At 46.3% G+C, this 26,355-nt stretch carries 27 protein-coding genes and 1 other annotated feature; of the genes, 26 read left to right on the top strand and 1 reads right to left on the bottom strand.

Translation table 11 applies throughout. From position 1 onward, the window contains the following. The first annotated feature begins 5 nt into the window (after positions 1 to 5). The 18 genes from murG to MHI55_RS21755 all read left to right on the top strand — a co-directional run bounded on the left by murG (position 6) and on the right by MHI55_RS21755 (position 18,836). On the top strand, positions 6 to 1,115 hold the full coding sequence (gene murG / locus MHI55_RS21840; RefSeq protein WP_101314794.1) for an undecaprenyldiphospho-muramoylpentapeptide beta-N-acetylglucosaminyltransferase: 1,110 nt from the start codon (positions 6 to 8) through the stop codon (positions 1,113 to 1,115). Positions 1,116 to 1,264: 149 nt separating this feature from the next. Beyond that, positions 1,265 to 2,170 carry a UDP-N-acetylmuramate dehydrogenase gene (murB, locus tag MHI55_RS21835; protein ID WP_076250757.1) on the top strand — a complete coding sequence of 302 codons (906 nt, stop codon included), beginning with the start codon at positions 1,265 to 1,267 and terminating at the stop codon, positions 2,168 to 2,170. A gap of 17 nt (positions 2,171 to 2,187) precedes the next feature. Continuing rightward, on the top strand, positions 2,188 to 3,471 hold the full coding sequence (gene murA / locus MHI55_RS21830; RefSeq protein ID WP_036614867.1) for a UDP-N-acetylglucosamine 1-carboxyvinyltransferase: 1,284 nt from the start codon (positions 2,188 to 2,190) through the stop codon (positions 3,469 to 3,471). Positions 3,472 to 3,529: 58 nt separating this feature from the next. Further along, positions 3,530 to 4,297, top strand: a complete 768-nt coding sequence (locus MHI55_RS21825; RefSeq protein ID WP_036614865.1) for an FtsQ-type POTRA domain-containing protein — start codon at positions 3,530 to 3,532, stop codon at positions 4,295 to 4,297. A gap of 293 nt (positions 4,298 to 4,590) precedes the next feature. Next, complete coding sequence (gene ftsA, locus MHI55_RS21820; RefSeq protein WP_127545343.1) at positions 4,591 to 5,877, top strand: cell division protein FtsA; 1,287 nt, start codon at positions 4,591 to 4,593, stop codon at positions 5,875 to 5,877. Positions 5,878 to 6,027: 150 nt separating this feature from the next. Then, positions 6,028 to 7,143: a cell division protein FtsZ gene (gene ftsZ / locus MHI55_RS21815; RefSeq protein ID WP_017687306.1), complete on the top strand. Its 1,116-nt coding sequence runs from the start codon at positions 6,028 to 6,030 to the stop codon at positions 7,141 to 7,143. A 261-nt stretch (positions 7,144 to 7,404) separates the two neighbouring features. Continuing rightward, complete coding sequence (spoIIGA, locus tag MHI55_RS21810; RefSeq protein ID WP_047843746.1) at positions 7,405 to 8,385, top strand: sigma-E processing peptidase SpoIIGA; 981 nt, start codon at positions 7,405 to 7,407, stop codon at positions 8,383 to 8,385. Between the two features lie 11 nt (positions 8,386 to 8,396). Then, positions 8,397 to 9,119 (top strand): RNA polymerase sporulation sigma factor SigE, encoded by a 723-nt coding sequence (gene sigE / locus MHI55_RS21805; RefSeq protein ID WP_017687308.1) that lies wholly within the window; start codon positions 8,397 to 8,399, stop codon positions 9,117 to 9,119. A gap of 111 nt (positions 9,120 to 9,230) precedes the next feature. Beyond that, positions 9,231 to 10,013 (top strand): RNA polymerase sporulation sigma factor SigG, encoded by a 783-nt coding sequence (gene sigG, locus MHI55_RS21800; protein ID WP_017687309.1) that lies wholly within the window; start codon positions 9,231 to 9,233, stop codon positions 10,011 to 10,013. Between the two features lie 174 nt (positions 10,014 to 10,187). Next, a complete protein-coding gene (locus MHI55_RS21795; protein ID WP_017687310.1) occupies positions 10,188 to 10,580 on the top strand; it encodes a YlmC/YmxH family sporulation protein in 393 nt (130 codons plus the stop codon). Positions 10,581 to 10,631: 51 nt separating this feature from the next. Beyond that, entirely contained in the window at positions 10,632 to 11,531 is a 900-nt protein-coding gene (gene pgeF, locus MHI55_RS21790) for a peptidoglycan editing factor PgeF (RefSeq protein ID WP_340386879.1), read from the top strand. Positions 11,532 to 11,537: 6 nt separating this feature from the next. Further along, positions 11,538 to 12,239 (top strand): YggS family pyridoxal phosphate-dependent enzyme, encoded by a 702-nt coding sequence (locus MHI55_RS21785; RefSeq protein WP_036614854.1) that lies wholly within the window; start codon positions 11,538 to 11,540, stop codon positions 12,237 to 12,239. After that, on the top strand, positions 12,230 to 12,697 hold the full coding sequence (locus MHI55_RS21780; protein WP_036614853.1) for a cell division protein SepF: 468 nt from the start codon (positions 12,230 to 12,232) through the stop codon (positions 12,695 to 12,697). Before MHI55_RS21785 ends, MHI55_RS21780 begins: the two co-directional genes overlap by 10 nt. A gap of 7 nt (positions 12,698 to 12,704) precedes the next feature. Further along, the gene (locus MHI55_RS21775; RefSeq protein ID WP_036674839.1) at positions 12,705 to 12,974 is read left to right on the top strand and encodes a YggT family protein; all 270 of its coding nucleotides are present in this window, start codon (positions 12,705 to 12,707) and stop codon (positions 12,972 to 12,974) included. Between the two features lie 15 nt (positions 12,975 to 12,989). Then, positions 12,990 to 13,772, top strand: coding sequence for a YlmH/Sll1252 family protein (locus MHI55_RS21770; protein ID WP_338706577.1), 783 nt, complete (start codon positions 12,990 to 12,992; stop codon positions 13,770 to 13,772). A 240-nt stretch (positions 13,773 to 14,012) separates the two neighbouring features. Then, a complete protein-coding gene (locus tag MHI55_RS21765; protein ID WP_017687316.1) occupies positions 14,013 to 14,522 on the top strand; it encodes a DivIVA domain-containing protein in 510 nt (169 codons plus the stop codon). 57 nt (positions 14,523 to 14,579) lie between these two features. Continuing rightward, positions 14,580 to 14,872 (top strand) — a binding site (T-box leader). A gap of 340 nt (positions 14,873 to 15,212) precedes the next feature. After that, the gene (gene ileS / locus MHI55_RS21760; protein WP_340386876.1) at positions 15,213 to 18,311 is read left to right on the top strand and encodes an isoleucine--tRNA ligase; all 3,099 of its coding nucleotides are present in this window, start codon (positions 15,213 to 15,215) and stop codon (positions 18,309 to 18,311) included. A 165-nt stretch (positions 18,312 to 18,476) separates the two neighbouring features. Then, positions 18,477 to 18,836, top strand: coding sequence for a DUF5665 domain-containing protein (locus tag MHI55_RS21755; RefSeq protein WP_017687319.1), 360 nt, complete (start codon positions 18,477 to 18,479; stop codon positions 18,834 to 18,836). Between the two features lie 38 nt (positions 18,837 to 18,874). Here MHI55_RS21755 and MHI55_RS21750 read toward each other — a convergent pair whose 3' ends face one another. Continuing rightward, complete coding sequence (locus MHI55_RS21750; RefSeq protein WP_047843742.1) at positions 18,875 to 19,612, bottom strand: TraR/DksA C4-type zinc finger protein; 738 nt, start codon at positions 19,610 to 19,612, stop codon at positions 18,875 to 18,877. A gap of 221 nt (positions 19,613 to 19,833) precedes the next feature. Between MHI55_RS21750 and lspA the strand changes: the two genes are divergently transcribed. The 8 genes from lspA to MHI55_RS21710 all read left to right on the top strand — a co-directional run bounded on the left by lspA (position 19,834) and on the right by MHI55_RS21710 (position 26,352). Then, on the top strand, positions 19,834 to 20,328 hold the full coding sequence (gene lspA / locus MHI55_RS21745) for a signal peptidase II (protein WP_017687321.1): 495 nt from the start codon (positions 19,834 to 19,836) through the stop codon (positions 20,326 to 20,328). Beyond that, positions 20,312 to 21,283, top strand: coding sequence for an RluA family pseudouridine synthase (locus MHI55_RS21740; RefSeq protein ID WP_047843741.1), 972 nt, complete (start codon positions 20,312 to 20,314; stop codon positions 21,281 to 21,283). Before lspA ends, MHI55_RS21740 begins: the two co-directional genes overlap by 17 nt. Positions 21,284 to 21,393: 110 nt before the next feature. Further along, positions 21,394 to 22,647, top strand: a complete 1,254-nt coding sequence (locus tag MHI55_RS21735) for an LL-diaminopimelate aminotransferase (protein ID WP_036674844.1) — start codon at positions 21,394 to 21,396, stop codon at positions 22,645 to 22,647. Between the two features lie 203 nt (positions 22,648 to 22,850). Next, positions 22,851 to 23,741, top strand: a complete 891-nt coding sequence (locus tag MHI55_RS21730; protein ID WP_340390625.1) for a decaprenyl-phosphate phosphoribosyltransferase — start codon at positions 22,851 to 22,853, stop codon at positions 23,739 to 23,741. 18 nt (positions 23,742 to 23,759) lie between these two features. Beyond that, positions 23,760 to 24,392 (top strand): HAD-IB family hydrolase, encoded by a 633-nt coding sequence (locus MHI55_RS21725; protein WP_340386874.1) that lies wholly within the window; start codon positions 23,760 to 23,762, stop codon positions 24,390 to 24,392. Continuing rightward, positions 24,380 to 24,709 carry an EamA family transporter gene (locus tag MHI55_RS21720; protein WP_017687326.1) on the top strand — a complete coding sequence of 110 codons (330 nt, stop codon included), beginning with the start codon at positions 24,380 to 24,382 and terminating at the stop codon, positions 24,707 to 24,709. The genes MHI55_RS21725 and MHI55_RS21720 overlap by 13 nt, the downstream gene beginning before the upstream one ends. Then, the gene (locus tag MHI55_RS21715) at positions 24,696 to 25,016 is read left to right on the top strand and encodes an EamA family transporter (RefSeq protein WP_340386872.1); all 321 of its coding nucleotides are present in this window, start codon (positions 24,696 to 24,698) and stop codon (positions 25,014 to 25,016) included. Before MHI55_RS21720 ends, MHI55_RS21715 begins: the two co-directional genes overlap by 14 nt. A 31-nt stretch (positions 25,017 to 25,047) precedes the next feature. Next, positions 25,048 to 26,352, top strand: a complete 1,305-nt coding sequence (locus tag MHI55_RS21710) for a DUF6080 domain-containing protein (protein WP_340386870.1) — start codon at positions 25,048 to 25,050, stop codon at positions 26,350 to 26,352. Positions 26,353 to 26,355: the final 3 nt, after the last annotated feature.

Here is a 26,355-nt window from a genome sequence, read left to right as displayed (position 1 = left end):
ATGCGATGCGAGTCGTTCTAAGCGGTGGCGGTACGGGTGGACATATCTATCCGGCCGTTGCCATAGCAAGACAATGCGAGGCGGAGAATCCGGACTCGACATTTCTATACATCGGAGGAACCAGAGGTCTGGAAAGTAAACTGGTTCCCCAAGAAAATATTCCTTTTAAATCCATTGATATTACGGGCTTTCGGCGGAAATTGTCCATCGACAACCTAAAAACGGTCATGCGTTTCATTCAAGGTGTACGCAAGTCCAAAAAAATGCTGAAGGAATTCAAACCGGATGTTGTGATTGGTACAGGTGGATATGTGTGTGGACCTGTGGTATATGCAGCAACAAAACTGGGAATTCCGAGTATAATTCATGAACAGAACGCCATCCCTGGTCTGACGAACAAATTTTTGATGCGTTATGTGGACACGGTTGCCGTTAGCTTTGAAGGTTCTGAAAAATCATTTTCCGGCGCAAAAAGGGTGATTTACACCGGTAATCCGCGAGCGACTACGGTAGCCCAGGCTAGCCGTGATCGTGGTTTTGCAACGTTAGGTGTACCGATGAACAGCCGTGTTGTTCTTGTGGTTGGTGGCAGTCGCGGGGCAAAAGCAATCAATCAGGCCATGGTGGACATGGCTCCAATGCTGGAACAACTGGACGATGTACATGTCGTTTACGTGACAGGCGATACCTATTTTGATGAAACGCGTGAAGCCATTCGCAGCTCATTGGGTACGATGCCAAACCACCTGCATGTCCTGCCTTACGTGCATAATATGCCTGAGGTGCTTGCCTGCACATCCTTGATTGTAAACCGCGCAGGTGCATCATTCCTTGCGGAGATTACATCACTGGGTATTCCTTCGATCCTGATTCCGTCACCTAACGTGACTAATAATCATCAGGAAGCCAATGCACGCACGCTTGAAGGTGGAGGCGCATCACTCACGATGCTGGAGAAGGATCTTACAGGCAAAGTCTTGTATCAAGCCATCGCCAAGATTATGAATGATGAATCGGGACGCAAACGAATGGCTGAAGCCTCCCGGAAACTGGGGAAACCCGATGCAGCTGAAGTGCTTGTTCATGAAATTCAGCGTCTTGCTGCACACCGATAAAGTGTGATTGTGGGCGATTGTCACACACAAGACGGGGCTGACATAAGATACCGTATAAATCGTGACCATCGTTCCATGGCGCCAGAACACGGTCTGTAATAACAGAACATACCGTGCTCATCGGTTTTGAAGCAAAGGAGGAAGCAAACATGCATCAGTGGATATCGTTACTATCCCAGAATAATGTTGGCAGAGTTCTTGAAAACGAATCGCTAGCCAAATACACCACATGGAAGATCGGCGGTCCTGCGGATGCACTGGTCATTCCCGAGAATAAAGAGCAGATGATGAATCTCGTTCAATTGCTTCACACGTATCAGATTCCGTGGATGCAACTAGGACGGGGCTCAAACATGCTGGTGTCAGACAAAGGAATACGTGGTGTTGTGGTGAAACCAGGCGAGGGCTTTGATTATGCCGAATTTCACGAAGGCGGTGTAACCGCCGGAGCGGCGCATTCTTTTGTTAAACTCAGTGTGGTTGCTGCCAAAAAGGAATGGACCGGTCTGGAATTCGGCAGCGGTATCCCCGGCACTGTCGGTGGAGCCGTATACATGAATGCAGGCGCGCATGGATCGGATGTGTCACGGATATTCAAATTCGCTGAGATTGTACTGGAGACAGGGGAATTGGTACGTTACAGCAAGGAGGACATGGATTTTGCCTATCGCCACTCTGTTCTGCATGATCGGAGAGGCATCGTGCTGGAAGCTACGTTTGAACTCCAGCATGGAGAGCGCAACGTCATTTCGGAAACGATGGCGGCTTACAAAGACCGCCGGCGCCGCACACAGCCACTGCAGATGGCATGTGCAGGTAGTGTATTCCGAAATCCACCGGGTGATCATGCAGCCCGCCTGATTGAAGCAGCAGGGCTGAAAGGAATGACCCAGGGAGGCGCACAGGTATCCACCATGCATGCCAATTTCATTGTTAATACAGGCCAAGCAACAGCAGAGGACGTTATCACCCTAATGCAGCAGATACAGAGCACTATATCATCTCAAAACGGTATTAACCTGGTACCGGAAGTCTTCGTAGTGGGTGAGCGGTAAACCCCGGAGGTGATACATTGGACAAATTGGTGATTGAAGGCGGGAAACCCCTCTCAGGATCCATACGCATCCATGGAGCAAAAAATGCCGCTTTACCGATTATGGCCGCAAGTTTGTTGGCAGATGGAGAAGTTACACTGCATAACGTTCCACACTTGCTGGACATTGAAGTGATGCTGTATATCCTGGAACGGCTTGGATGCACGTGTCGGCATGAACAGGGAACAGTGACGATTAATACCTCGTCTATCCGGTCATATGATGTGCCAGAAGATCTAATGAAGCAGATGCGCTCTTCCATTTTTTTGATGGGACCATTGCTGGCTAAGTTTGGGCAAGTGTCAGTGTATCAGCCAGGAGGCTGTGCCATTGGAGAACGCAAAATTGATCTTCACCTCCGGGGCCTGGAAGCGCTCGGAGCTTTGATTGAAGAGCAGGACCAACAGATTATCTGTCATGGGCACAATCTGGTGGGTACAGATATTCATTTGGACTTCCCAAGTGTGGGAGCGACCGAGAATATCATGATGGCAGCCGTTATGGCTAAAGGGACGACAACCATCTGCAACGCCGCAAGAGAACCTGAAATCCAGGATCTGCAACACTTTTTGAATGCTATGGGTGCAAGCATTATTGGTGCAGGAACGGATACAATCACGATCAATGGCGTTGAGAAACTGAAACCTTGTTCGTATGAGATTATACCGGATCGAATCGTGGCCGGAACCGTAATGATTGCAGCAGCAGCAACACGAGGCAATGTTACGCTTACACACTGCAATCCTGCTCATCTTACTTCACTTATACATGTATTGAAGCGCACTGGTGTTCAAATCACAGTCTGCAATGATATAATGACGGTGAGCTGTATGAGCCGTCCCAAATCAGTAGACCGTATTGTGACTTCTCCGTATCCTTCGTTTCCGACAGATTTGCAATCGCAAATCATGGTGCTGCTCAGTCTGGCAGACGGATTCAGTGTGATGAAGGAAACGGTATTCGAGGGCCGGTTCAAACATGTGGATGAACTGAATGTGATGGGGGCTGATATTTCAGTCGATCTGAACGCAGCATTTATCCGTGGTGTTCCCCGTCTGTACGGGGCTACAGTAGAAGCAACCGATCTTCGTGCAGGTGCAGCCCTGGTCATTGCTGGTCTGGCTGCTCAAGGCAAAACGGTTGTGGAGCAAGTGCATCATATTGACCGGGGCTACGATCAGATCGAGAAGTTATTCCAAAGTCTTGGAGCATCGGTTGAGCGACAGTCGCCCGTTTCGAAACAGTTGGATTTTGCCAATTAACGTCCTTGGCGTCCCCTTCTTGAAGGGAGGGGACCTGAGGCTTTGTGGAGCGCTACTTATGCCTAAAAGTCAAATTCCGGTTCTGAAGAAGAATCGGCCAAAAGGAAACACAAGCCGCAAAATTGTAATTATTCTCTTATTATTATTTATTGTATTGCTGGCTGTATTATTCTTTCGTTCTTCCATGAGTCGGATTTCGGCAATTGAAATTACGGGTAACGTATATACAGCAACTTCAGAACTGCTGGAGAAAAGCGGGCTGAAAGAAGGCGAACAATTTTTTGGGACAAGTACTGCCGAGGTTATTGAGCGTCTCAAGACCATCAAGGCGATTTCCACCGTTACCGTGGACAAAAAGTTTCCGGGGATTATCCATATCAAGGTTCAGGAATATGCCACGGTTGCTTATGAGCTTGGTTCTGATGGTACGCTAAAAGCGATATTAGCCAGCGGGACAAGCTTGACAGTTCCGGCAACAATTGGTGTTGCTGTGGAGAAGCCTATATTAACCCAATGGAAGGCTGATGATCCACTCAAAGCCAAACTGAGCCAGACACTGGCTAAAATTCCGAATGAATTGACGACGGATATTTCGGAAATTATTCCGAATCCAACGCCTTCATTTCCGGATCAGATTCGGATGTATACCAAATCGCAGTTTGAAGTGATTACAACCGTCTCTCTTTTATCGGATAAAGTGGAGTATCTGAATCAGGTGATTGAGACCGAACGGCCTGGGAAAATCACCATGCTTGAGGCAGATACCTATGTCCCTTTCATCCCGGATGACCCGGAAGATGATGCTGAACCAGGAGCAAGCCCCTGATCTTTGCCATGATGAGGCTGGACTGAATATGAAAGCCTAGGCAGGTCGGGGTTTGACCCCGTCAGAGCAATGAAACTTGTTCTTTCTGAGATGAAGAAAAAATGATACACTTGAACTTATGGCACATGAGTTGCCTCCTTCTTTTTTCTTCAATGTTTTATGTCTGGCAACCAGATTTTGACACCCAAAAACATTGTAGAAAAAAGAGGGAAAGCCTGAAGTGTGTTGAATATGTTTTAAGAGTGTTTAAATTCGAACGTAATTTACTATTGGAGTCAGGAGGTGCCACAGACTTGAGCAACAATGACATCATTGTTAGTTTGGACATCGGTACATCCAAAATTCGCGCTATTATTGGGGAAATGAATAATGGAACCTTTAATATTATAGGAGTTGGATCTGCCGACTCGGAGGGAATTCGCAAAGGTGTAATCGTAGATATCGATCAGACGGTGCAGTCGATTCGCAACGCAGTGGATCATGCAGAACGTATGGTAGGTATTCAAATATCCGAAGTGTATGTTGGAATCTCGGGAAATCATATCGGACTGATGAGCAGTCACGGCGTCGTGGCTGTGTCTAACGAGGATCGTGAAATCGGAGAAGAAGACATGGAACGGGTGTTGAAAGCAGCCGAAGTCATTGCAGTTCCGCCGGAACGGGAAATTATTGATGTTGTCGCCAAGCAATATGTTGTGGATGGCTTGGAGGGAATACAGGACCCCCGTGGTATGATTGGTGTTCGTCTGGAAGTTGAAGCAACGATCATAACGGGTGCAAAAACCGCGATACATAATCTTTTGCGCTGCGTGGAAAAAGCGGGTCTGAAAGTAAGCGATCTGGTTCTCATGTCGCTTGGAGCGGGTCAACTGGCTTTGTCCAAAGATGAAAAAACGATGGGTTCAGTGCTTGTTGATATTGGAGCAGGTGCAACAACCATCGCCATTTTTGAAGAAGACAGTCTTGTTGCAACATCAACGTTGCCTATAGGTGGGGAATTCGTAACAAATGATATCGCCTATGGCTTACGCACGTTAACGGATCAGGCGGAGAAGGTGAAACTGAAATATGGCTGTGCCTGGTTGGATGATGCTGCTGCGGATGTGATGTTCAAAGTCACCCGAATTGGCAGTAATGTAGACAAGGAGTTTTCACAGGAGGATCTGGCAGCAATTATTGAACCTAGGGTTCAAGAAATATTCCAGATGATATCCCAAGAAGTGAAGCGTCTTGGTTACAACGAGCTTCCTGGAGGTTATATACTAACGGGAGGTACGGTCTCTATGCCGGGGGTTCTGCAGGTCGCTCAGCATGAGCTTGCTGCTTCGGTACGAGTTGCAGTTCCGGATTATATTGGTGTGCGTGACCCCGGGTTTACAAGCGGAGTCGGCATATTGCACAGTGTAATTCGCAGTTTGCGCATTCGTCCCTCGATCAATAACGGCGGTGGAAATAACAACAACAACAATAATAACAACAAGAAACCGACCAACCGTCCGAAGCCAAATTCGGCACAGGAATCGGAGCAAAAACCCGGTCTGTTCGAGCGGCTGAAGAATATGTTCAGCGAATTTATATAACAGGTTGGATCCATTTCATACATTCTTGAAGCCGTCTGAATGCGCCGGTACTAAAATAAACGCTTTCGTTCGTCGATATATGAAATTGATTCGGTTCAAATCAAAAATTGGACGGGCCATCCATGCACATTGAGGGGGAGATGGAATAATATGTTGGAATTTGATTTCGAGATGGAGAGCTTGGCTCAAATTAAAGTCATCGGTGTAGGCGGCGGCGGAAGCAATGCAGTCAACCGTATGATTGAAAATGGTGTACAAGGTGTTGAATTTATTACGGTGAATACGGATGCTCAGGCGTTACACCTGGCGAAATCCGAGCATAAATTGCAAATCGGTGATAAATTGACTCGTGGTCTTGGTGCTGGCGCCAACCCGGATGTAGGTAAAAAAGCAGCGGAAGAGTCCCGCGATCTGATCATGAACACGTTGAAAGGTGCAGACATGGTATTTGTTACAGCCGGTATGGGCGGTGGTACAGGTACAGGTGCGGCTCCGGTTATTGCCGAAATCGCTAAAGAGTGTGGTGCACTTACCGTTGGTGTCGTAACTCGTCCATTTACATTTGAAGGACGCAAGCGTTCCAGCCATGCAGAGCAAGGTATTGAAGCTCTCAAGGAAAAAGTCGACACACTGATCGTGATTCCTAATGATCGTTTGCTCGAGATCGTAGACAAAAAGACTCCTATGCTTGAAGCATTCCGTCAAGCGGATAACGTACTTCGTCAAGCTGTACAAGGCATCTCTGATTTGATCGCTGTACCGGGTCTAATCAACCTTGACTTTGCTGACGTCAAAACGATTATGCACGAACGTGGTTCAGCCCTTATGGGAATTGGTGAATCAACTGGTGAGAATCGTGCCGCAGAAGCAGCACGGAAAGCCATTATGAGTCCTTTGTTGGAAACTTCAATTGAAGGTGCTCGCGGCGTAATCATGAATATTACGGGTGGCGTTAATCTGTCCCTGTATGAAGTGAACGAAGCGGCAGAGATCGTAACTTCTGCTTCCGACCCGGAAGTGAATATGATCTTTGGTGCCATCATTGACGAAGACCTGAAAGAGGAGATTAAGGTTACGGTTATTGCAACCGGTTTTGAAGATAAACCTGCTCCACCACCACCAGGACGTAAGCCAGCTCCAGCAACAGCGGAGACGACGGATACACGTTCGCCGAACCTGCGTCCTTTCGGAAATCAGCCGAGCAATGATCAGCTGGACATTCCGACATTTTTACGCAATCGTTCACGCAATAATAACAACGATTAATACGCAAATCAATTTAATGGAAACCCGGTACTCCTTATGGAGCGACCGGGTTTTTTCTGTTTATTTAGATATCATAGCATACAGTAATGAACAAATTCTGAACAAAGGGCCTGAGCAATTCCGACAAAAAAAGTTGGAACCACACCCCCATGATTAGACAGACTTTGAACAGGGGGCTCCGTATACTTGTGAATATGCTCATGAATATCAGGATATCGGGTACCGGTATTTCGATATGTTGCGCGCAGGCAGGTGAAGACTTTGGTTGTTTATGTGGATCTAATTTTTTTGACAAACCTGTGTATTGACGGTGCACTCATCGGAATGACCGCCTGGATGCGCAAGACAAAGCTGGTTTGGTGGCGATGGTTGCTGTCAGCCATTGTGGGTGCATTATACGTGGTCATGATGTTTGTACCGGAGTTTGATTTTATGTTCACCTTTCTGATCAAGTTCGGGTTCTCGCTGGTCATGCTTACGATTGCTTTTGGTTTTAAAGGTCTGCAGGCTTTTGCGAGGACGCTCGGTACCTTCTATGTGATTAATTTTGTCGCTGCCGGAGGTATTCTGGGTGTGCATTACATGCTTCAGAGCTCCGGTGAGTTGTTTAACGGCATTTGGTTCACGGCTTCTGGCGGTATGTCATTTGATCTGAAAATTGCTTTCTGGTTCACGTTTATCGTATTTTTTTCTATCCTGTTTTTATTCAAAGCTGTGCAGAGTTCCAAACGGAAAACGGATCGCATGACGACCTATTTGGGTAAAGTTGAGGTCTGCATCGATGAGGTAGTCATTTCTTGTACAGGCCTTCTGGATACGGGCAATCAACTCACAGATCCCTTATCGCGCATGCCGGTCATGGTAATGGAGGTTTCGTTATGGCAAGACATGTTACCCGCTTCATGGAAGGGTAGACTCAAGGACGAGGCGCCGGACAACCTTATTCTGGAGCTTGATCAGGAAAGTTTTCAGTGGCAGGATCGACTGCGGCTGGTGCCTTATCGGGGCATTAACAAAGGGACTGCGTTTATGCTGGCAATGAAGCCAGACCGGGTGAAGGTGACGATGGAGGAAACATGTTATGAGACGACAAGGGTACTTATTGGGCTGGATGGAGGTGTTTTGTCGTCGGATGGGAAATACCAGGCCGTGATTCATCCTGAACTTGTGCAAGACGCTGCTTCTGCGCAGTCTACGGCTCTCTCTGCGGGAGCAACAGAAAAGCCGCTGAATGTGGTATAGGAGGAACGTACATGCTTGTGAAATGGAAACTGGTGGCGCAGCTGCAATATTACCGTCTGTTATTTTTGTTGGGACTCAAAAGTGAAGAGATTTATTATATTGGGGGAAGTGAGGCACTTCCGCCGCCTTTGACAAGGGAAGAGGAAGAATTTTTGCTGCAAAAATTATCCTCGGGAGACTCGGCCATTCGCGCGATGCTCATTGAGCGCAACCTGCGTCTGGTGGTGTACATTGCACGAAAGTTTGAAAACACAGGAATCAATATTGAGGATTTGGTCTCCATTGGAGCGATCGGATTGATCAAGGCAGTTAATACATTTGACCCGGAAAAGAAAATCAAACTGGCAACCTATGCTTCACGTTGTATCGAAAATGAAATTTTGATGTACCTGAGACGTAATAGTAAGATCCGAACTGAAGTTTCTTTTGATGAACCGCTCAACATTGATTGGGATGGAAATGAACTATTATTATCCGATGTATTGGGTACAGAAAACGATACAATCTATCGGAATATTGAAGAGCAGGTAGACCGGAAACTTTTGCACAAGGCACTGGAAAAATTAACGGAGCGCGAGCGAATGATTATGGAGCTTCGTTTTGGCCTGACGGATGGGGAAGAAAAGACACAAAAAGATGTAGCCGATCTCCTCGGAATCTCCCAATCCTACATCTCTCGACTCGAAAAAAGAATCATTAAAAGACTTCGCAAGGAGTTCAATAAAATGGTCTGAAATACATCATTGGTCAGAATGGGTATTACTGGCAAGGGTGCCAAGTACGAATAAAAAAGCCTGCCCCGGAGATAATGTACATTAATGTTTCTCCTTGGGAGGTAAATCACGATGACCCGAAACAAAGTCGAGATTTGTGGCGTGGACACCGCAAAATTGCCTGTCCTCACCAACACTGAAATGCGGGAATTGTTTCATTCCCTTCAGCAACACCATGATCGCTCAGCAAGAGAGAAATTAGTGAATGGCAACCTGCGTCTGGTACTCAGTGTCATTCAGCGTTTTAACAATCGGGGGGAGTTTGTCGATGATCTGTTCCAGGTTGGTTGCATCGGCCTGATGAAAGCCATTGATAATTTTGATTTATCCCAGAATGTCAAATTTTCAACCTACGCGGTGCCGATGATTATCGGTGAAATCCGTCGATACCTGCGTGATAATAACCCAATTCGGGTATCTCGCTCCTTGAGGGACATTGCTTACAAAGCACTTCAGGTCCGTGACAGCCTGACGAATAAAAATTCCCGGGAACCGACGATATTCGAAATTGCGGAAGTACTGAATGTGCCGAAGGAAGATGTTGTTTTTGCATTGGACGCCATTCAGGACCCGGTCTCGCTCTTCGAACCGATTTATCATGATGGTGGAGATCCGATCTATGTTATGGATCAGATCAGCGATGACAGAAACAAGGATGTGTCATGGATCGAGGAAATTGCACTTCGTGAAGCGATGCATCGTCTTGGTCAGCGGGAAAAAATGATTCTGTCGATGCGGTTTTTCGAAGGGAAAACCCAGATGGAAGTGGCTGATGAAATTGGCATTTCCCAGGCTCAGGTATCACGTCTGGAGAAATCAGCGATACAACAGATGCAAAAACATGTAAAGTCATAACACGATGCAAAGGCAGAAGGACGATCAATCGGGGCAGTGTATACCGTTGGTCGTCTTTTTGTTTTGGACCGTTTCCACATTTGATGAAAAACAGGACATTTTTCGCCCCTGAAACATATATTGTATAGAAGCGTGAAGAACGGGCAGAAGAGGAATAACAGGGGGCGGGAATGAATGAAAGTAAATACGAGCGAAGTAGCGGCACGAGGCATGAAAATCTCGGACTTTCAGACAAAGGATGTCATTAACATTACGGATGGTAAACGCCTCGGTCAGATCAGTGATTTGGAGCTGGATCTGAAGCAGGGACGAATTGAAGCGATTGTTGTGCCGGGGTACAGCCGTTTTATGGGTCTTTTTGGCGGGGGAACGGATCTGGTGATTCCCTGGAGAAACATTGTGAAGATTGGTTCAGATGTGATACTGGTGAAGATGGATGAGGTGAAGGAAAATACGTATGACGAGCGTGATCGCGAAGCGCGCCTGTATGATGAACAGCAGCATAACCGCACAGAGCGAGTGGAACGCATTGAACGGTCGGAACGTAATCAGCGTCGAACGATATAAATGAGACAGAATGTGGCTCATTTGGTACACTGGAAGTGGTGAGGTGAGATAATGGAACCCTTTGTATTGGATAAAGAATTACTTGAACGGACCAAGAACCCAAATTCAGATTTCGGTCCTGATCCGTTATTATTATATGTTGAGCCCTGGACACAGCAATTTGAACAGCTGTCAGTCGGGTTTACGACGAGGCATGGTGGAGTTGGAAAAGTTCCGTATGCTACGCTCAATTGTGCTTATCATGTGGGGGATGACCCTGAAGTTGTACTTAACAACCGTAGGCTTGTAACCGAGAAGCTTGGTTTTGCAGCAGAAGCATGGACCTGTGGAGAGCAGGTGCATGGCAAACATGTAGCTGTAATTACCGCTGAAGATCGGAGCAGAGGATTACTTGATCGTCAATCTGCGTTGCAGGATACGGATGGATTGGTCACGAATGTGCCTGGTGTGCTGCTGACTTCTTTCTACGCAGACTGTGTTCCGCTTTATTTCCATGACCCTGTGCAGCAGGCGGTAGGTCTTGCTCATGCCGGCTGGAAAGGTACAGTCGCGGGTATCGCTGTATCCATGGTGGAGACGATGGAACGGGAGTATGGCAGCCGTAGGCAGGACATTCGAGCTGCAATCGGTCCGTCGATTGGGGATTGCTGTTATGAAGTGGATGAGGCGGTCATGCAGCATGTACGGGTTTGGTTTGATGATTCCCCGGTTAATGATAAATACAAGGATTCTGCTTCTAAACAAGCATATCGAGCCGTGAATAACGGTAAAACGATGTTAAACTTGAAAGAATGTAATCGACACATTATGATGAAAGCAGGAATAATGCCGGATCATATCGAATGTACAACATGGTGTACAAGTTGTCATCCCGAACTATTTTTCTCCTATCGGAAGGAAAATGGTGTTACGGGGCGGATGGCGAGCTGGATTGGGCTGGAAGAGAGGTGACCCTCTGTGTCATTGGAGGAGCGTATTCAACAGGTAAATCAGAAGATCGAGGACGCATGTCGGCGCAGTAACCGTCATCGTGATGATGTGAATGTGATTGCGGTCACGAAATATGTCTCACTTGAAACAACGGGATCGGTGCTGGATCATGGTCTTGAGCATATTGGAGAAAACCGGTGGCAGGATGCACAGGCCAAATGGGAAGCTTTTGGTCAGCAGGGGACCTGGCACTTTATCGGTCATTTGCAGACAAACAAGGTGAAAGACGTGATTGGCAAGTTTCGTTACATACATTCACTGGATCGTTTGTCATTGGCGAAGGAGTTGGATAAAAAAGCAGCTTCACTTGGCATCCAAGTGGAAACGTTTTTGCAGGTGAATATTTCGGGTGAAGAGAGCAAGTATGGCTTACAGCCTGAACAGGCAAGTTCTTTTTTGCGTGATATTCGTTCGTTCAACAATCTCAAGGTCGTTGGCCTGATGACCATGGCACCTCATGAGGAAGATCCGGAGCTGACGCGTCCCGTATTTCGTGGATTGCGTGAGCTGAGAGATCAACTGAATGGACAAGCCCTTACAGCAGAACCATTGACTGAACTGTCGATGGGGATGTCCAATGATTTTGAAGTGGCCATTGAAGAAGGTGCAACCTGGGTACGGCTAGGATCGATTCTCGTAGGAAAAGAGGAGGGTTCACGATGGGCGTAATGAATAAATTTATGAATTTCCTCGGACTTCAGGAAGAGGAAGAGATTGTGGAACGTGAACGAATGGCTGCGCAGGAGGAAAATGAGGCTGAACATCAGGAAGCTGAAACCTCCAGTCTCGATAAACGTAGAAACCAAAGGGGGAATAATGTGGTGAGCATTCATTCCCAGAAAAATGTTAAAGTTGTCCTGTATGAACCGCGTTCTTATGACGAGGCTCAGGAAATTGCCGACCATCTGCGTTCGCATCGTACCGTTGTGGTGAACTTGCAACGAATTCGCCAGGACCAAGCGCTGCGCGTTATAGATTTTTTGAGTGGCACGGTATATGCATTGGGTGGCGGTATTTCCAAAATCGGCGGAAACATTTTTCTCTGTACGCCAGATACGGTTGAAATTCAGGGATCAATTACGGAAATACTGGCTGACAGCGAGCAAGATTATAACAGAATGAGGTGAGCCACTTTTGTATCAGATTGAAAGCGTGTTGTACACGTTATACCAGATTTACTTTTACATGGTCATTGTCTACATATTGATGTCTTGGCTTCCCAATGCGCGGGAAAGCTTCATCGGTGAATGGCTGGGCAAATTAGTGGAACCATATCTAAGACCGTTTCGCCGATTTATACCGCCTTTGTTCGGTGTGCTGGATATTTCCCCGATTGTGGCGCTGATCGTTCTGCAACTTGCGCTTAATGGGCTGATCTCCATACTTCGGTATTTTGCATATTAGGGTAGGGTGACATAGATGAGCGGTGAAATTTACGAACATTTTAGCCATGATGAGCGGGATTTTGTAGATAAGGCTTCGGATTGGGTTGAGCAGGCGGGTAAGTATCATGACATGAAGCTAACTGACTTTCTTGATCCAAGACAGGTTTTTATATTACAGACTCTTGCCAATCGCCGTAACGACGTTCAGATTCGTCTGGATGGTGGTTACGAGGCTGCTGAACGCAAGCGTGCGCTGGTTGCACCTGATTATATGTATCTGGATGATGAGGATATGGGTATGCAGGTGCTCAGTATTACGTCTGATGATCAGAAAATCTCGGAGCTGGAGCATGGGGACTATATGGGTTCCCTGCTCGGGCTTGGGATGAAACGTGGAAAGATCGGGGATATCCAAGTGCTGGAGGACGGTTGCCATACAGTGGTGGCGGCGGAAACCGGCGCTTTTTTATCGCTTCAACTGAATCAGGTGCATCGGTTACATGTGTTCACAGAGTTACTTCCTTTGAATCAGATGCGATGGTCAGAGAGTAAACTGGAGACGATGGACATCACGGTCGCTTCTCTTCGTTTGGATGGAATCTGCGCAGATGTGTATCGGCTTAGTCGCAGTAAAGTGCTGGCGCCGATCAAAGCTGGTCGCTGCCGTGTGAACTGGAAAGTTGAGGAAGATCCCTCCAAATCGCTAAAAGCGGGTGATGTTGTATCCATTCAGGGATTTGGCCGCTTCAAGGTTATGGAACAGGATGGGATGACCAAAAAAGGGCGTTGCCGAGTGAAAATCGGCAAATTTGCCTGAGTCTGTTGCAGGAAAATCCGCTTTCTTGTCGAAATGTTTATCATAAAGGTGTAGAAAATACGCGGTGTATCCGATAAACATTAAGTCAAAGCTTTACATGAACGTTGGAGGATGCAATTCTGATCCTGCATTCCGTATACGTTGCCAAGGTTAGGCATCAACGATACGGCCCCTTGGGTGGTACCCATATGCTGCAAACCTTCTCTGGACGGGAAGGAACTTTAACAGGAGGTGGACAGCATGCCATTAACGCCGCTGGACATACACAACAAGGAATTTTCCCGACGTTTGCGCGGGTATGACGAGGATGAAGTCAATGAATTCCTGGATCAAGTCATCAAAGATTACGAAGGCGTCATTCGCGAGAACAAAGAGCTGAGCAATCAGTTGCTGTCCGTTCAGGAGAAACTGGATCATTTTTCTACAATTGAAGAGACGCTTAGCAAAACGATTATCATTGCGCAGGAAGCTGCTGATGATGTGAAGGGTAATGCGAAGAAAGAAGCGCAGTTGATCGTGAAGGAAGCAGAGAAAAATGCAGACCGGATCGTGAACGAATCGTTGGGCAAATCTCGCAAAATTGCTTTGGAAGTGGAAGAACTGAAAAAGCAGGCCTCGATTTATCGTGCCCGTTTCCGCACGCTTGTTGAAGCGCAGCTTGAACTGTTGACTCAGGATGGTTGGGAAGTGCTGGAGAGCCGGGAGCAGGAAGTGCGTGACCGTGAGCGGGAGATGAAAGAAATTTATTAGTCTGTCGCCTGGTTGACTTTTGTCTGCAAAGAGGCTATAACTATATTCATAATGAATAGTGATTCCATGACGGGTTCAGTACGTTATGATCTCATCCCTCAGAGAGTTGGTGGTTGGTGCAAACCAATGGATGAGTTATAGCCGAATATCTCCCCGGAGAAGTGACGCTGAAGCGGTGATCTTGATTTCCGTGTGTAAGCCGAACCGTAAGCCGTACGTTATAACGGCACCCTGCGGTAGTTTAGCAGGGCATAAGCGCTGTTGATGACAGAGCATACCCAGGCTTGCCTGGATGTGGTTTGTGATGAACAGAATTAGGGTGGTAACGCGAGTATAGCCTCGTCCCTTTCCAGGGACGGGGCTTTTTTGTGTCCAAAAAAGGCGAACGTCCATGAGGCCCGAAGGGACCTCAAGGAGAGAGCCGCCCGCCGGGAAAGCGAAGCACCCGGCAACGCCCGCCTCGCGGTAAGGCCATGCGGCGTTCACGCAGGGAACAGCCGCAAAATGGCCGCCACTACGCACATCCACCCCTCGCCCATAAGCGCAACCGATCCCCCACCGACAACCCATCCCGGGTGTCCAGAGGGCGGAGCGCCTATGGGGTCCCCCTTGGCAAGGGGGATTTAGGGGGATTGAAACGCTTTTTGTGGACGGTCCACAATCCAACCAAAGAAAGGGAAGATAATCATCATGCAACGAGTTGACGTCAAAGAGAAGGCACGTGCCAGAGAATTACGCGTGTTAGATAAATGGAAAACGGAGAATACATTTAAAAGATCCATCGAAAACCGGGAGGGCAAGCCAAACTTCGTATTTTATGAAGGGCCGCCTACAGCAAACGGTAAACCGCATATCGGTCACGTACTGGGACGGGTAATCAAGGATTTTGTTGGACGGTATAACACGATGAAGGGTTACCGTGTTGTTCGTAAAGCAGGTTGGGATACACATGGTCTGCCTGTAGAACTGGGTGTACAGAAAAAGCTTGGTATCTCCCACAAGTGGGAAATCGAAGATTACGGCGTGGAGAAATTCATTAATGAATGTAAAGCGAGCGTATTCGAATACGAGCAACAATGGCGTGATCTGACAGAAGGTATCGGATATTGGACGGATATGGATAACCCGTATATTACCCTTGATAACAACTACATCGAGAGTGTATGGAACATCCTGGCGACAATCCATGAGAAAGGCCTGTTGTATCGTGGTCACCGTGTGAGCCCGTATTGTCCTTCTTGTCAGACAACACTGAGTTCCCATGAAGTTGCACAAGGGTACAAAGACGTCAAAGATCTGAGTGCTACAGCGAAATTCAAACTGAATGACAGCGGAGAATTTGTACTGGCTTGGACGACAACACCTTGGACACTGCCTTCACACGTTGCACTTGCCGTGAATCCGGATATGGACTACTCCCGTGTTCGTCAAGGTGATGAAGTGTACATCATGGCAACCAATCTGGTTGAAAAAGTGATGAAAGATGCCAAGGGTGAGTATGAGATCATCGGTGCACTGAAAGGTGCCGATCTGGTTGGCAAAACGTATGATCCTCCGTTCAACTACGTACAGGCTGAGAAAGCCAACATCATTCTGGGTGCAAGCTTTGTAACGGATGCAAGTGGTACGGGTATCGTACACATGGCTCCTGCCCATGGTGAAGATGACTACCGTGTATGCCGTGAGAATGGGATCAGCTTTGTGAACATGGTGGACTTGGAAGGTAAATTTGTTGCTGAGGTTACTGACTTTGCCGGACGTTTCGTGAAGGATTGTGATATTGATATCGTAAGATATCTGTCTGAGCATGGACGTTTGTTCAGCAAAGAAAAATATGAGCACAGCTATCCGTTCTGCTGGCGTTGTGATACACCGCTTCTGTACTATGCAATGGACAGTTGGTTTATCCAAACAACAGCCATCAAGGACCAATTGATTGCCAACAACAGTGAAGTGGATTGGTACCCCGGTCACGTTCGTGAAGGTCGCTTCGGGAAATTCCTTGAGGATCTGGTGGATTGGAATATCAGCCGTGATCGTTATTGGGGAACTCCGCTGAACATCTGGGTGTGTGAGGAGACTGGCGAACAATTTGCACCACACAGCATTGCAGAATTGCGTGCTCGTGCGGTAGGTGATGTGCCAGAGAATCTTGAATTGCATAAACCATATGTGGATGACGTTAAAGTCATGAGCTCTTGTGGCAAATATGAGATGAAACGTACACCGGAAGTGATCGATGTCTGGTTCGACAGCGGCTCCATGCCGTTTGCCCAGCAGCACTATCCATTTGAAAATAAAGAAGTATTCGAACAGCAGTATCCTGCGGATATGATCTGTGAGGGAATTGACCAGACACGTGGCTGGTTCTACAGCTTGCTGGCGGTTTCCACCCTTTTGACAGGCAAAGCGCCTTACAAAGCGGTTATGGCTACAGGACACGTTCTTGACGAGAACGGACAGAAGATGTCCAAATCCAAAGGTAACGTTATCGATCCTTGGGAAGTAATTGAAGAATACGGTACAGATGCATTCCGCTGGGCTTTGTTGTCTGACAGTGCACCGTGGAACAGCAAACGTTTCTCCAAAGGTATCGTAGGGGAAGCCAAATCCAAAATGGTGGATACGCTGGTTAACACCCATGCATTTCTGACGCTTTATGCTACCATTGATGGATTTGATCCACAGGAGCACCCGTTCCAACTGTCCGCACACAAGCTGGATCGCTGGATTCTGTCGAGACTGAACAGCCTGATCCTGGTTGTAGAAAAAGCGCTGCTGGTTAACGACTATCTGAACTCTTCCAAAGCGATTGAAGCATTTGTTGATGAGTTGAGTAACTGGTACATCCGTCGTTCCCGCGACCGTTTCTGGGGAAGTGGCCTGACAGACGATAAATTGGACGCTTACCGCACATTGACTGAGGTACTGGTGACTACTGCGAAGTTGGTTGCTCCGTTCACACCGATGCTGGCAGAAGACATCTATCTGAACCTTGCAACAGGTGAGAGTGTGCACATGGAAGACTATCCGGTAGCTAATGAAGCGCTGATTGATGCAGGACTGGAACAGGATATGGAGACGGCTCGCCGCGTGGTTGAACTTGCCCGTAACGTTCGTAACGAAACAGGCATTAAGACACGTCAGCCACTGTCCGAATTGATCGTTTCCCTGGATAAAGGCTTTGACCTGACAAGTTATGAAGAGATCATCAAAGAAGAGATCAATGTAAAAGGAATCCGTACTGAGCATAATGATGCGGAATTCGTTGACTTTACATTGAAGCTGAACCTGAAGGTCGCAGGTAAGAAATACGGTAAAAACGTAGGGTTCCTGCAAAACTTCTTCAAAGGAATGTCAGCCGATGAGACGCGTAAAGTGGTTTCGGAAGGTGTACTGAACATCGTTTCACCGGAAGGTGAAGAGCTGCAAGTGACGAGCGAAGAATTATTGGTTGATAAACAGGCCAAATCAGGCTTTGCTTCAGCATCAGGTTACGGTCTGACGGTTGCGCTCAATACCGAAATCACGCCAGCATTGGAACAGGAAGGCTGGGTTCGTGAAGTGGTTCGTGCTGTGCAGGATACCCGGAAACGACTGGACCTCCCAATTGAGAAAAGAGTACGTTTGACACTGGATGTGGATGCATCCCTTCAGGAAGCTATTCAGGCGTTTGATGATGTCTTGCGTGAAAATGTTCTCGTAACCGAAGTGACATTTGGCCCAAATGAGTCCATGGAACGTGTTGAAGCCGGAGGCAAATCGATCGGTATTTACATCGAAGCGTAATTCGGAGCATGTCCCATTCAATTAGGACAGAATATAGAGTATAAACAAACGAGCCGCAGTGGCAGGGACATATTCCCTGTATCTGGGCTCGTTTGTTTTTTAGGCAATAAGGCAATGATTCTATAGTGCAGTCAATCTATATTGATCAAAGGAACTGACCAAAACATGAGCGAACATGACAAGCAAACCGCATCCACTTCACAACAATCAACATCAGATAATCTGAATTCCCATGACAAAATTGAAGAGTTACATACCCTGACAAACCGTCTGGCGAATGAACTGGAACGTTCACGAATTGCGCAATACACAGAATTGCTGAACAGGCCATGGAAATTGATTGGACTTAACCTGTTGTCAGGAGCCGCACGAGGTGTGGGGATTGCGATTGGGTTTACCTTTTTCGCAGCAACGATCATTTACGTTTTGCAGCTACTTGGGGCGCTCAATCTTCCCATTGTTGGAGATTACATCGCTGATATTGTGCGCATTGTCCAGCGTCAGCTTGATATGAACACTTACTAAGCGATTAGTAATTAAAGGTGAAAGATATCAAAGTACATTTAGTAAATGTCATCCGTCTCCATATCCGGTTCTAACAGACCCTCGCCCTCACGGTTCTCCAGGTACTGACGATATTGCCTATTGCGCACGATGGAGACGTCATGACCATAGATGTCCGTGGCAACAAAACTTTCGTACGCTTCAACGCAGCCTTCCACTTCATCGGTAGCTTCAATCGCCATAACATCATAGCTGTCGATATCGCGTCCTTCAGCCATGGCTGGTGAGTTCGATGTGCCCCAACTTTCAACAATCTGCCAAGTGTCTTCACCATCGAAGCCATTTTGATCATCACGCTCGTCCAGACTGGTTCGACCAAATGCCGGGGCAAGGAATTCTTCCTCTACAGGGCGGTTCTCAGAGACAACGGTTTCTGGTTGATGTTTTTTGCAGTATTTTGTGTAGGGGACAGCTTCCATGCGTTCATAAGGGATGGGTTGCTGACAGACCGCACACGTACCGTAATGTCCTTCTTCAATGGAGTGCAGTGCAGAATCGATTCGTTCCAATTGAAATTCATCATGTTCCAGCAGGGAAATATCTTTCTCGCGTTCATACACCTCCGTGGCTATGTCGCCAGGATGGTTATCAATTGGTGATAATTCACCTGTCTGTAGTTTAAGGGAGTCTCCAAGTCCATAATGCTCGTTTTCCGAAAGTCTATGTTCAATATCGCGCTTATCGGACATCAGTTGGGAACGTAGAAATTGCAGTTGTTTGTTAGTAAAATGTGACATGATTTTCCCCTTTCTGCTTTCATGCTGGAATCCGGATTTTGACTCTATTGTAGGATGTGCCATTGAGGGCAAGATTACAGAAGGGAAATGTTATCGTTTTTGCCATAAGCGTTGCGATGTAGCACGTCGTGGACGATTTCCAAACAGCTGTGCTACAATAAACAAGTCTGGCGTAAGCCTGGTATCGTTTGGAAAAGACAAGAACGGAGTGACAAACAAACGTGGTGTATTATATCCTCGCTTTTATCGTATTTTTATTGGATCAGGGAACCAAGTATCTGATTGCAACCCGGATGGAACTCAGAGAAGAAATTCCGGTCATCGGCAATTTCTTTGTCATCACATCACATCGTAATTCAGGTGCAGCATTTGGCATTCTGCAAGACCAGCGTTGGTTCTTTATCGTGGTTACGTTGATTGTGGTCGTTGCCTTGATTTGGTATTTGCAAAAGGTAAAAGATACCCCGCACAAATTGCTGCCTGTGGCGCTTAGTTTGGTGCTTGGTGGAGCAATTGGCAACTTCCTTGACCGGGCCTTGACCGGAGAAGTTGTAGATTTTGTACAACTTAATTTTGGAAGTTATACGTTTCCCATTTTTAACATCGCCGATTCGGCAATCTGCATCGGTGTAGGGTTGATCATAGTGGAGACATTGCTTGAAGGACGGCGCGAAAAAGCAGCCGCGAAGATTGAAGGGAATGAACATCATGAGTAATCCGAATAAGGAACAGATTAACGACGAAGAACTAATGAATGGCAATGAACGTATGGAATGGACCGTTGCCGCTGAACATAAAAAAGAACGAATTGATAAATATATTACGGAAGCCGTAGATAACGTATCTCGCTCCCAAGTTCAATTGTGGATCGGAGACGGAATGGTTACGGTAAATGGTGCTGTAGTCAAAGCCAATGCCAAGTTATCCGAAGGGGATCTGGTTGAGTTACAGATTCCAGAACCAGCTGCTGTGGAGATCGTTGCCGAAGATATTCCGCTGGAAGTGGTATATGAAGACAGCGACCTGATCGTGATCAACAAACAGCGTGGTCTTGTGGTGCATCCGGCACCAGGACACACATCGGGTACCCTCGTTAATGCACTTATGCATCACTGCAAAGACCTCTCGGGTATTAATGGGGAGTTGCGTCCTGGTATTGTGCATCGTATTGATAAGGATACATCCGGCCTGATCATGGCTGCCAAGAACGATCGTGCGCATGCATCACTGGCTGCTCAGTTGAAGGAACATACGGTGAATAGACGGTATATTGCGCTCGTTCATGGTCATCTTAACCATGATCAAGGGACCATTGATGCACCGATTGGACGGGATACCAATGACCGCAAAATGTATACGGTCACGGAACGTAACAGTAAACATGCCGTTACGCATTTTACCGTTACTGAGCGGATTAATGATTACACCTTGTTGGAATTGAAACTGGAGACAGGACGTACTCACCAGATTCGGGTTCACATGAAATTTATTGGTCACCCGCTTGTAGGAGATCCAACTTATGGACGGAATAAAGGCATCAAAATGCAAGGACAGGCTCTTCATGCGGCCATTCTTGGATTTGTGCATCCAACAACGGGAGAATACCTTGAATTTTCAGCTCCGATTCCGCAAGATATGGAAGACGTGCTCGCCTCGCTACGCAGTCGTTAACAGCTCCAAGAAAGTACAAATGTTCGGATACTTTGTCCATGGCTTTGATCACGCAAATGCTTCATATTAAAGTGTAGAAATTTGCGTCAAATGAGGAGATGAACAACGTTATGAGTATCGATAAATACCAAGAAACTTACATTCAGACTAATTTTGCCGACCGTATCGGTGGCTCCAACTATGGTAAAGACACGAACATTTATAAATTCGAGAAAATCAAACGTGCCAAAGCTTCGGCCAAAAAAGATTTTCCCGATGTGGAACTGATTGACCTTGGTGTAGGTGAACCGGACGAAATGGCTGATGCAGGCATTGTGGCTGCACTTGCAGAAGAAGCTTCCAGACCTGAGAATCGTGGTTATGCTGACAATGGTATTCCTGAATTCAAAGCTGCTGCTGCTTCCTACCTGAAAAACGTATTCAACGTAGAAGGTATCGATGCAGATACTGAGATCGTACACTCCATTGGTTCAAAACCGGCTTTGGCGATGATGCCTTCATGCTTCATCAATCCGGGTGATGTGACGATCATGACCGTTCCAGGATACCCGGTTATGGGTACACATACGAAGTATCTGGGTGGAGAAGTGTTCAACATCCAATTGACGAAAGAGAATAACTTCTTGCCTGATCTGACGGCTATCCCGGAAGATATCGCAAAACGTGCGAAGTTGCTCTACCTGAACTATCCGAACAACCCAACAGGCGCAAGCGCGACGGTGGAGTTCTTCACTGAAGTTGTGGAGTGGGCTAAGAAATACAATGTTGTGGTTGTACATGATGCTCCATATGCAGCATTGACGTATGATGGCAAAAAACCGTTCAGCTTCCTATCGGTACCTGGTGCGAAGGATGTCGGCGTAGAGCTGCACTCTCTGTCCAAGTCCTACAACATGACAGGTTGGAGAATCGGATTTGTAGCGGGTAACCCGCTTGTAGTCAAAGCATTCAGTGATGTGAAGGACAACAATGACTCCGGTCAGTTCATCGCGATTCAAAAGGCTGCTGCTTATGGATTGAATCACCCTGAAATTACGGAAAAAATTGCAGAGAAATATTCTCGCCGTCACGACATGCTCGTTGCCGCATTGAACGAACTGGGCTTCCAGGCTGAAAAACCTAAAGGTTCATTCTTCCTGTATGTAGAAGCACCAAAAGGTGTGGTTGGCGGACGTCGCTTTGAATCCGGCGAAGATTTCTCCCAATTCCTGATCCGTGAGAAACTGATCTCATCCGTACCTTGGGATGATGCCGGTAACTTTGTTCGTTTCTCCGTAACCTTTGAAGCGAAGGGTGAAGAGGAAGAGAAACGTGTTATTGCTGAGATCAAACGTCGTCTGAGCGACGTACAATTTGAATTTTAATCGCATCACCCAATAGTTAAATCATGTACTAACGAAGAGACCGGAAACGGTCTCTTTTTTTATGCCCATATTAGAATTTTTTCATTTACTCCCTTTACAAAATTATACAAGCAACATATGATTAGATCTTTACGTTATTTGTTATATACAGAAGTTGTTGTTGAAGGGAGTTATTACAATTGTTATCATCACGAACAAGTACGGTGTCCTCACCGGCTACAGGAACAGGCAGTACAGTGTCAGGATTATTCAGATTGTTAAGACCCAAACAGTGGACTAAAAATCTGCTGTTATTTGCTGCGTTACTATTTTCTTTTGAGGAGATTCGGACTGAAACCATTCTTGCGACGTTGCTTGGTTTTATTCTATTTAGCCTCGTTGCAGGCTGTGTGTATATTTTAAATGACTTTGTAGACCGAGACAGGGATCGACAGCATCCGGTGAAAAGGTATCGTCCTATGGCTTCTGGGCAGGTGAATCCGAGTCATGCTTTGTTGTTTGGCATTATTCTATTAATCCTTTCCGTAGGAACGGCCTTCATGATGAACCCTCTATTCGGGGTGTTATGTATCGTCTATTTCCTGTTGAATGTATCGTATTCATTTGTGCTGAAACATCTCGTTATCCTGGATATGATGACCATTGCAGCCGGCTTTGTACTTCGTGCCATTGCAGGTGGTGTGCTGATCCATGTGCCATTCACGCCGTGGTTTTTGATCTGTACCATGCTGTTGTCGTTGTTTTTGGCCATTGGAAAACGCAGAAATGAACTCACGTTGCTTGAGGGAAATACGGGATCACATCGTAAGGTTTTGGATAACTACTCCATTACATTATTGGATCAATTCAATACAATTGTGACGACAGCTACGATTATCAGTTATTCCCTGTTCACATTCACTTCAGATCGAACCATTCATCTCATGTGGACGATTCCATTGGTCATTTACGGCATGTTCCGTTACCTGTATCTGATCCACATGAAGAACCAGGGAGGTTCGCCCGATCGTGTGCTGTTTGAGGACAAGCCCATATTAATTACGGTTATGTTGTATGTGATAAGTGTTATTACAATCTTTGCAATCTTTGAATAAAGGCTGAGGGGGATCAGGGTGAAAAGCACGAAAGTCGCCATTTTTGATATTGATAAAACGATCATACGCAGTGATTCCATGTTTCAATTTGTGCATTACGGTGTTCGCCGTTACCCGTGGCAGGTATGGAGATTACCTGTCATTGCATTACATACCGTGTTATTCAAGGCAGGTTTCATGACGGTTGAACAAGTCAAACGATCCTACTTTCAAGAAATTGAGCGTATGTCTGAAAAAGATCTCGAACATTTCTTTGATACTCGCTTGCGTACGTCCATTTTTGCCGAGGCCAGTGTAGAGATGCAACATCGTAAAGAAGCAGGGTATCATGTCTTGCTAGTAACTGCATCTCCGCATGCCTATATGAAATACTTTAATAATTTTCCCTGGGTGGATCATGTAATTGGAACTGAACTTGTCCGTCATGAGAATGGTTACACATGCAGAGTTGATGGCAGCAATTGCAAAGGGGAAGAGAAGGTACGCCGAATTCAGGCTTATCTGAGTGAGAAGAATATGGTCATTGATTATGACCAGTCATGTTCCTACTCGGACTCCTTATCCGACCTTCCAGTCATGAAACTTGTAAGTCAACGATACTTTATTAACAAGCGTGTTCCGGACATGGAGGCATTAACGTGGGGGAAATAAAATCGCGTCATACTGGTAAATGGTTGATGCTCGTTTCCGCTTTTCTGACAGCAACGGGTCAATTGTTTTGGAAATGGGGACTAACCGAGTGGATTTACCTGGGTGTAGGTTTTCTGTGTTATGGACTTGGAGCGATTTTGATGATTAAAGCTTTTGCTCTGGAAAAACTCTCAGTTGCTTATCCTCTGATGTGTGCCAGCTACGTATTTGCCTTAATCTATGGGTATTTTTTGCTTGGGGAAGAAATTACGGTGCAAAAGCTGGCAGCAGTTGTGTTGCTTGGAATCGGGGTGACATTAACCAGTGTTGATCGATAGCTGGATGGTTGCCGTATTAATTGTCATGACGTTGTGTGGTGCACTGGGCGGGGCCGGACTGAAAGCTTATGCTTCCAGTCGCAATCGTCTGCATGTATTCATGGGACTTGGATTCTACGGAACGGGTGCGTTGCTGAATATTGTATTGCTGAAGTTTCTTCCATTAACTGTAGTGTTGCCTGCGAACGCATTAACATATGTGTGGACTCTCATCATAGCGCGACTGGTATTTAAAGAGACAGTGGGCCCTTTACGCTGGATAGGTGTGGCATGTATTATGGGTGGCCTATGTTTATTGGTATTTTAGAACTTAATTAATCAGGATGTGAAATGAAAGCATGAACTTTTTAGATTACTTATTTTATAATCGCAGAGCCAACTGGACAGCCTTTTACCTGTTTGCGGGATTTGCTTTGTTCTATGGTTTAATGAACGGCTCGTATGTTCTGTACATTGAAAATAATGCAGAGATGCTTGGGGCATATACCCCATTTAATACAACGCTGTTTCCAATCAATTTATTCAACTTTGATCCTTCAATGTATTATGGGGACAACAGTTCTTCCGTGATCCATCCGCTGATTTCCTTTCTCGCAGTCACCCTTGCGGCTGTAGCGAAACTTCTGGGAGGCAATTGGTTCTTTCTAATCCTGCAATCGATGATAAATGCGGGTTCAGTGGTGATGGCCTATCTGTTCCTGAGTCAAAAAGAAGATAAACCGACCATCGTACCGCTGTTGTTTGCTTTACTGTTTGGTTTCAGTTCCTACCTGATGTATACCGCGTTGATTCCGGATTCGTATCCTTATGTACAGTTTGTTATTCTGTTGTCGGTAATTTACATGCAGTATACTCGTGAGCGTCAGGACGTACGTTATGTACCCAATGCATTGCTTGCATCGATTAACTTTGGACTAACCTCGACCAATATCGTACCATTTGCTGCTGCCACATTCTTCAATATGCATGCATGGCGCAATAAGGCGAATTTGAAAAAATACATCGGTATCATGGCATTGGCGGTTCTGATCATCGTCGTATTAACTGGCATTCAGTATGTTGCTTTTGGAGGTCGCAGCTGGGTTAGTAACTGGCTGTTGGGCATTCAAAATGGTGGAACCAGCTATGCAACGCCATTCCAGTTCGCTGTTCATTGGAAAGCATTGAACATGCTAACGATAAATCCGATGCTGACACCGAAGATGCATTTACTGGACCCGGGCATGGCAGCCTTTGTTACGGATCTATCTCGTTCCAATCCAATCTATGTGCAGATGACAGGTATCTTTATTTTACTACTGGCATTTATGGGCTTCATTAAGGGCATTCGTGAACGTGAAGTGTGGACCCTTGTGCCATATATTCTGTTTGCCTTTTTGCTTCATGTCGTCGTGGGCTTTGGCCTGGCTGTATTTCAATATGATATGTACCTGTATGCGGGGCATTATCTATTTGCGTTTTTCCTGTTGGGTGGAGGTTTCGGCATCAGCCTTCGTCCGGGATTGGGGAAAAAAGTGGTTATAGGCTTGATCATGTTATGTGTTATCGTTACGGCAAGTAACAACATCTATCGCCATGTAGAAACATTAACAACAATCAAACAATCCTATAATCAGTTGGAACAGGAACGCTCAGTGAAATAGTCA

The sequence above is a fragment of the Paenibacillus sp. FSL E2-0151 genome (assembly GCF_037993015.1).
Classification (GTDB): Bacteria; Bacillota; Bacilli; order Paenibacillales; family Paenibacillaceae; genus Paenibacillus; species Paenibacillus amylolyticus.
This window is presented reverse-complemented; position numbering and strand designations above follow the sequence as displayed.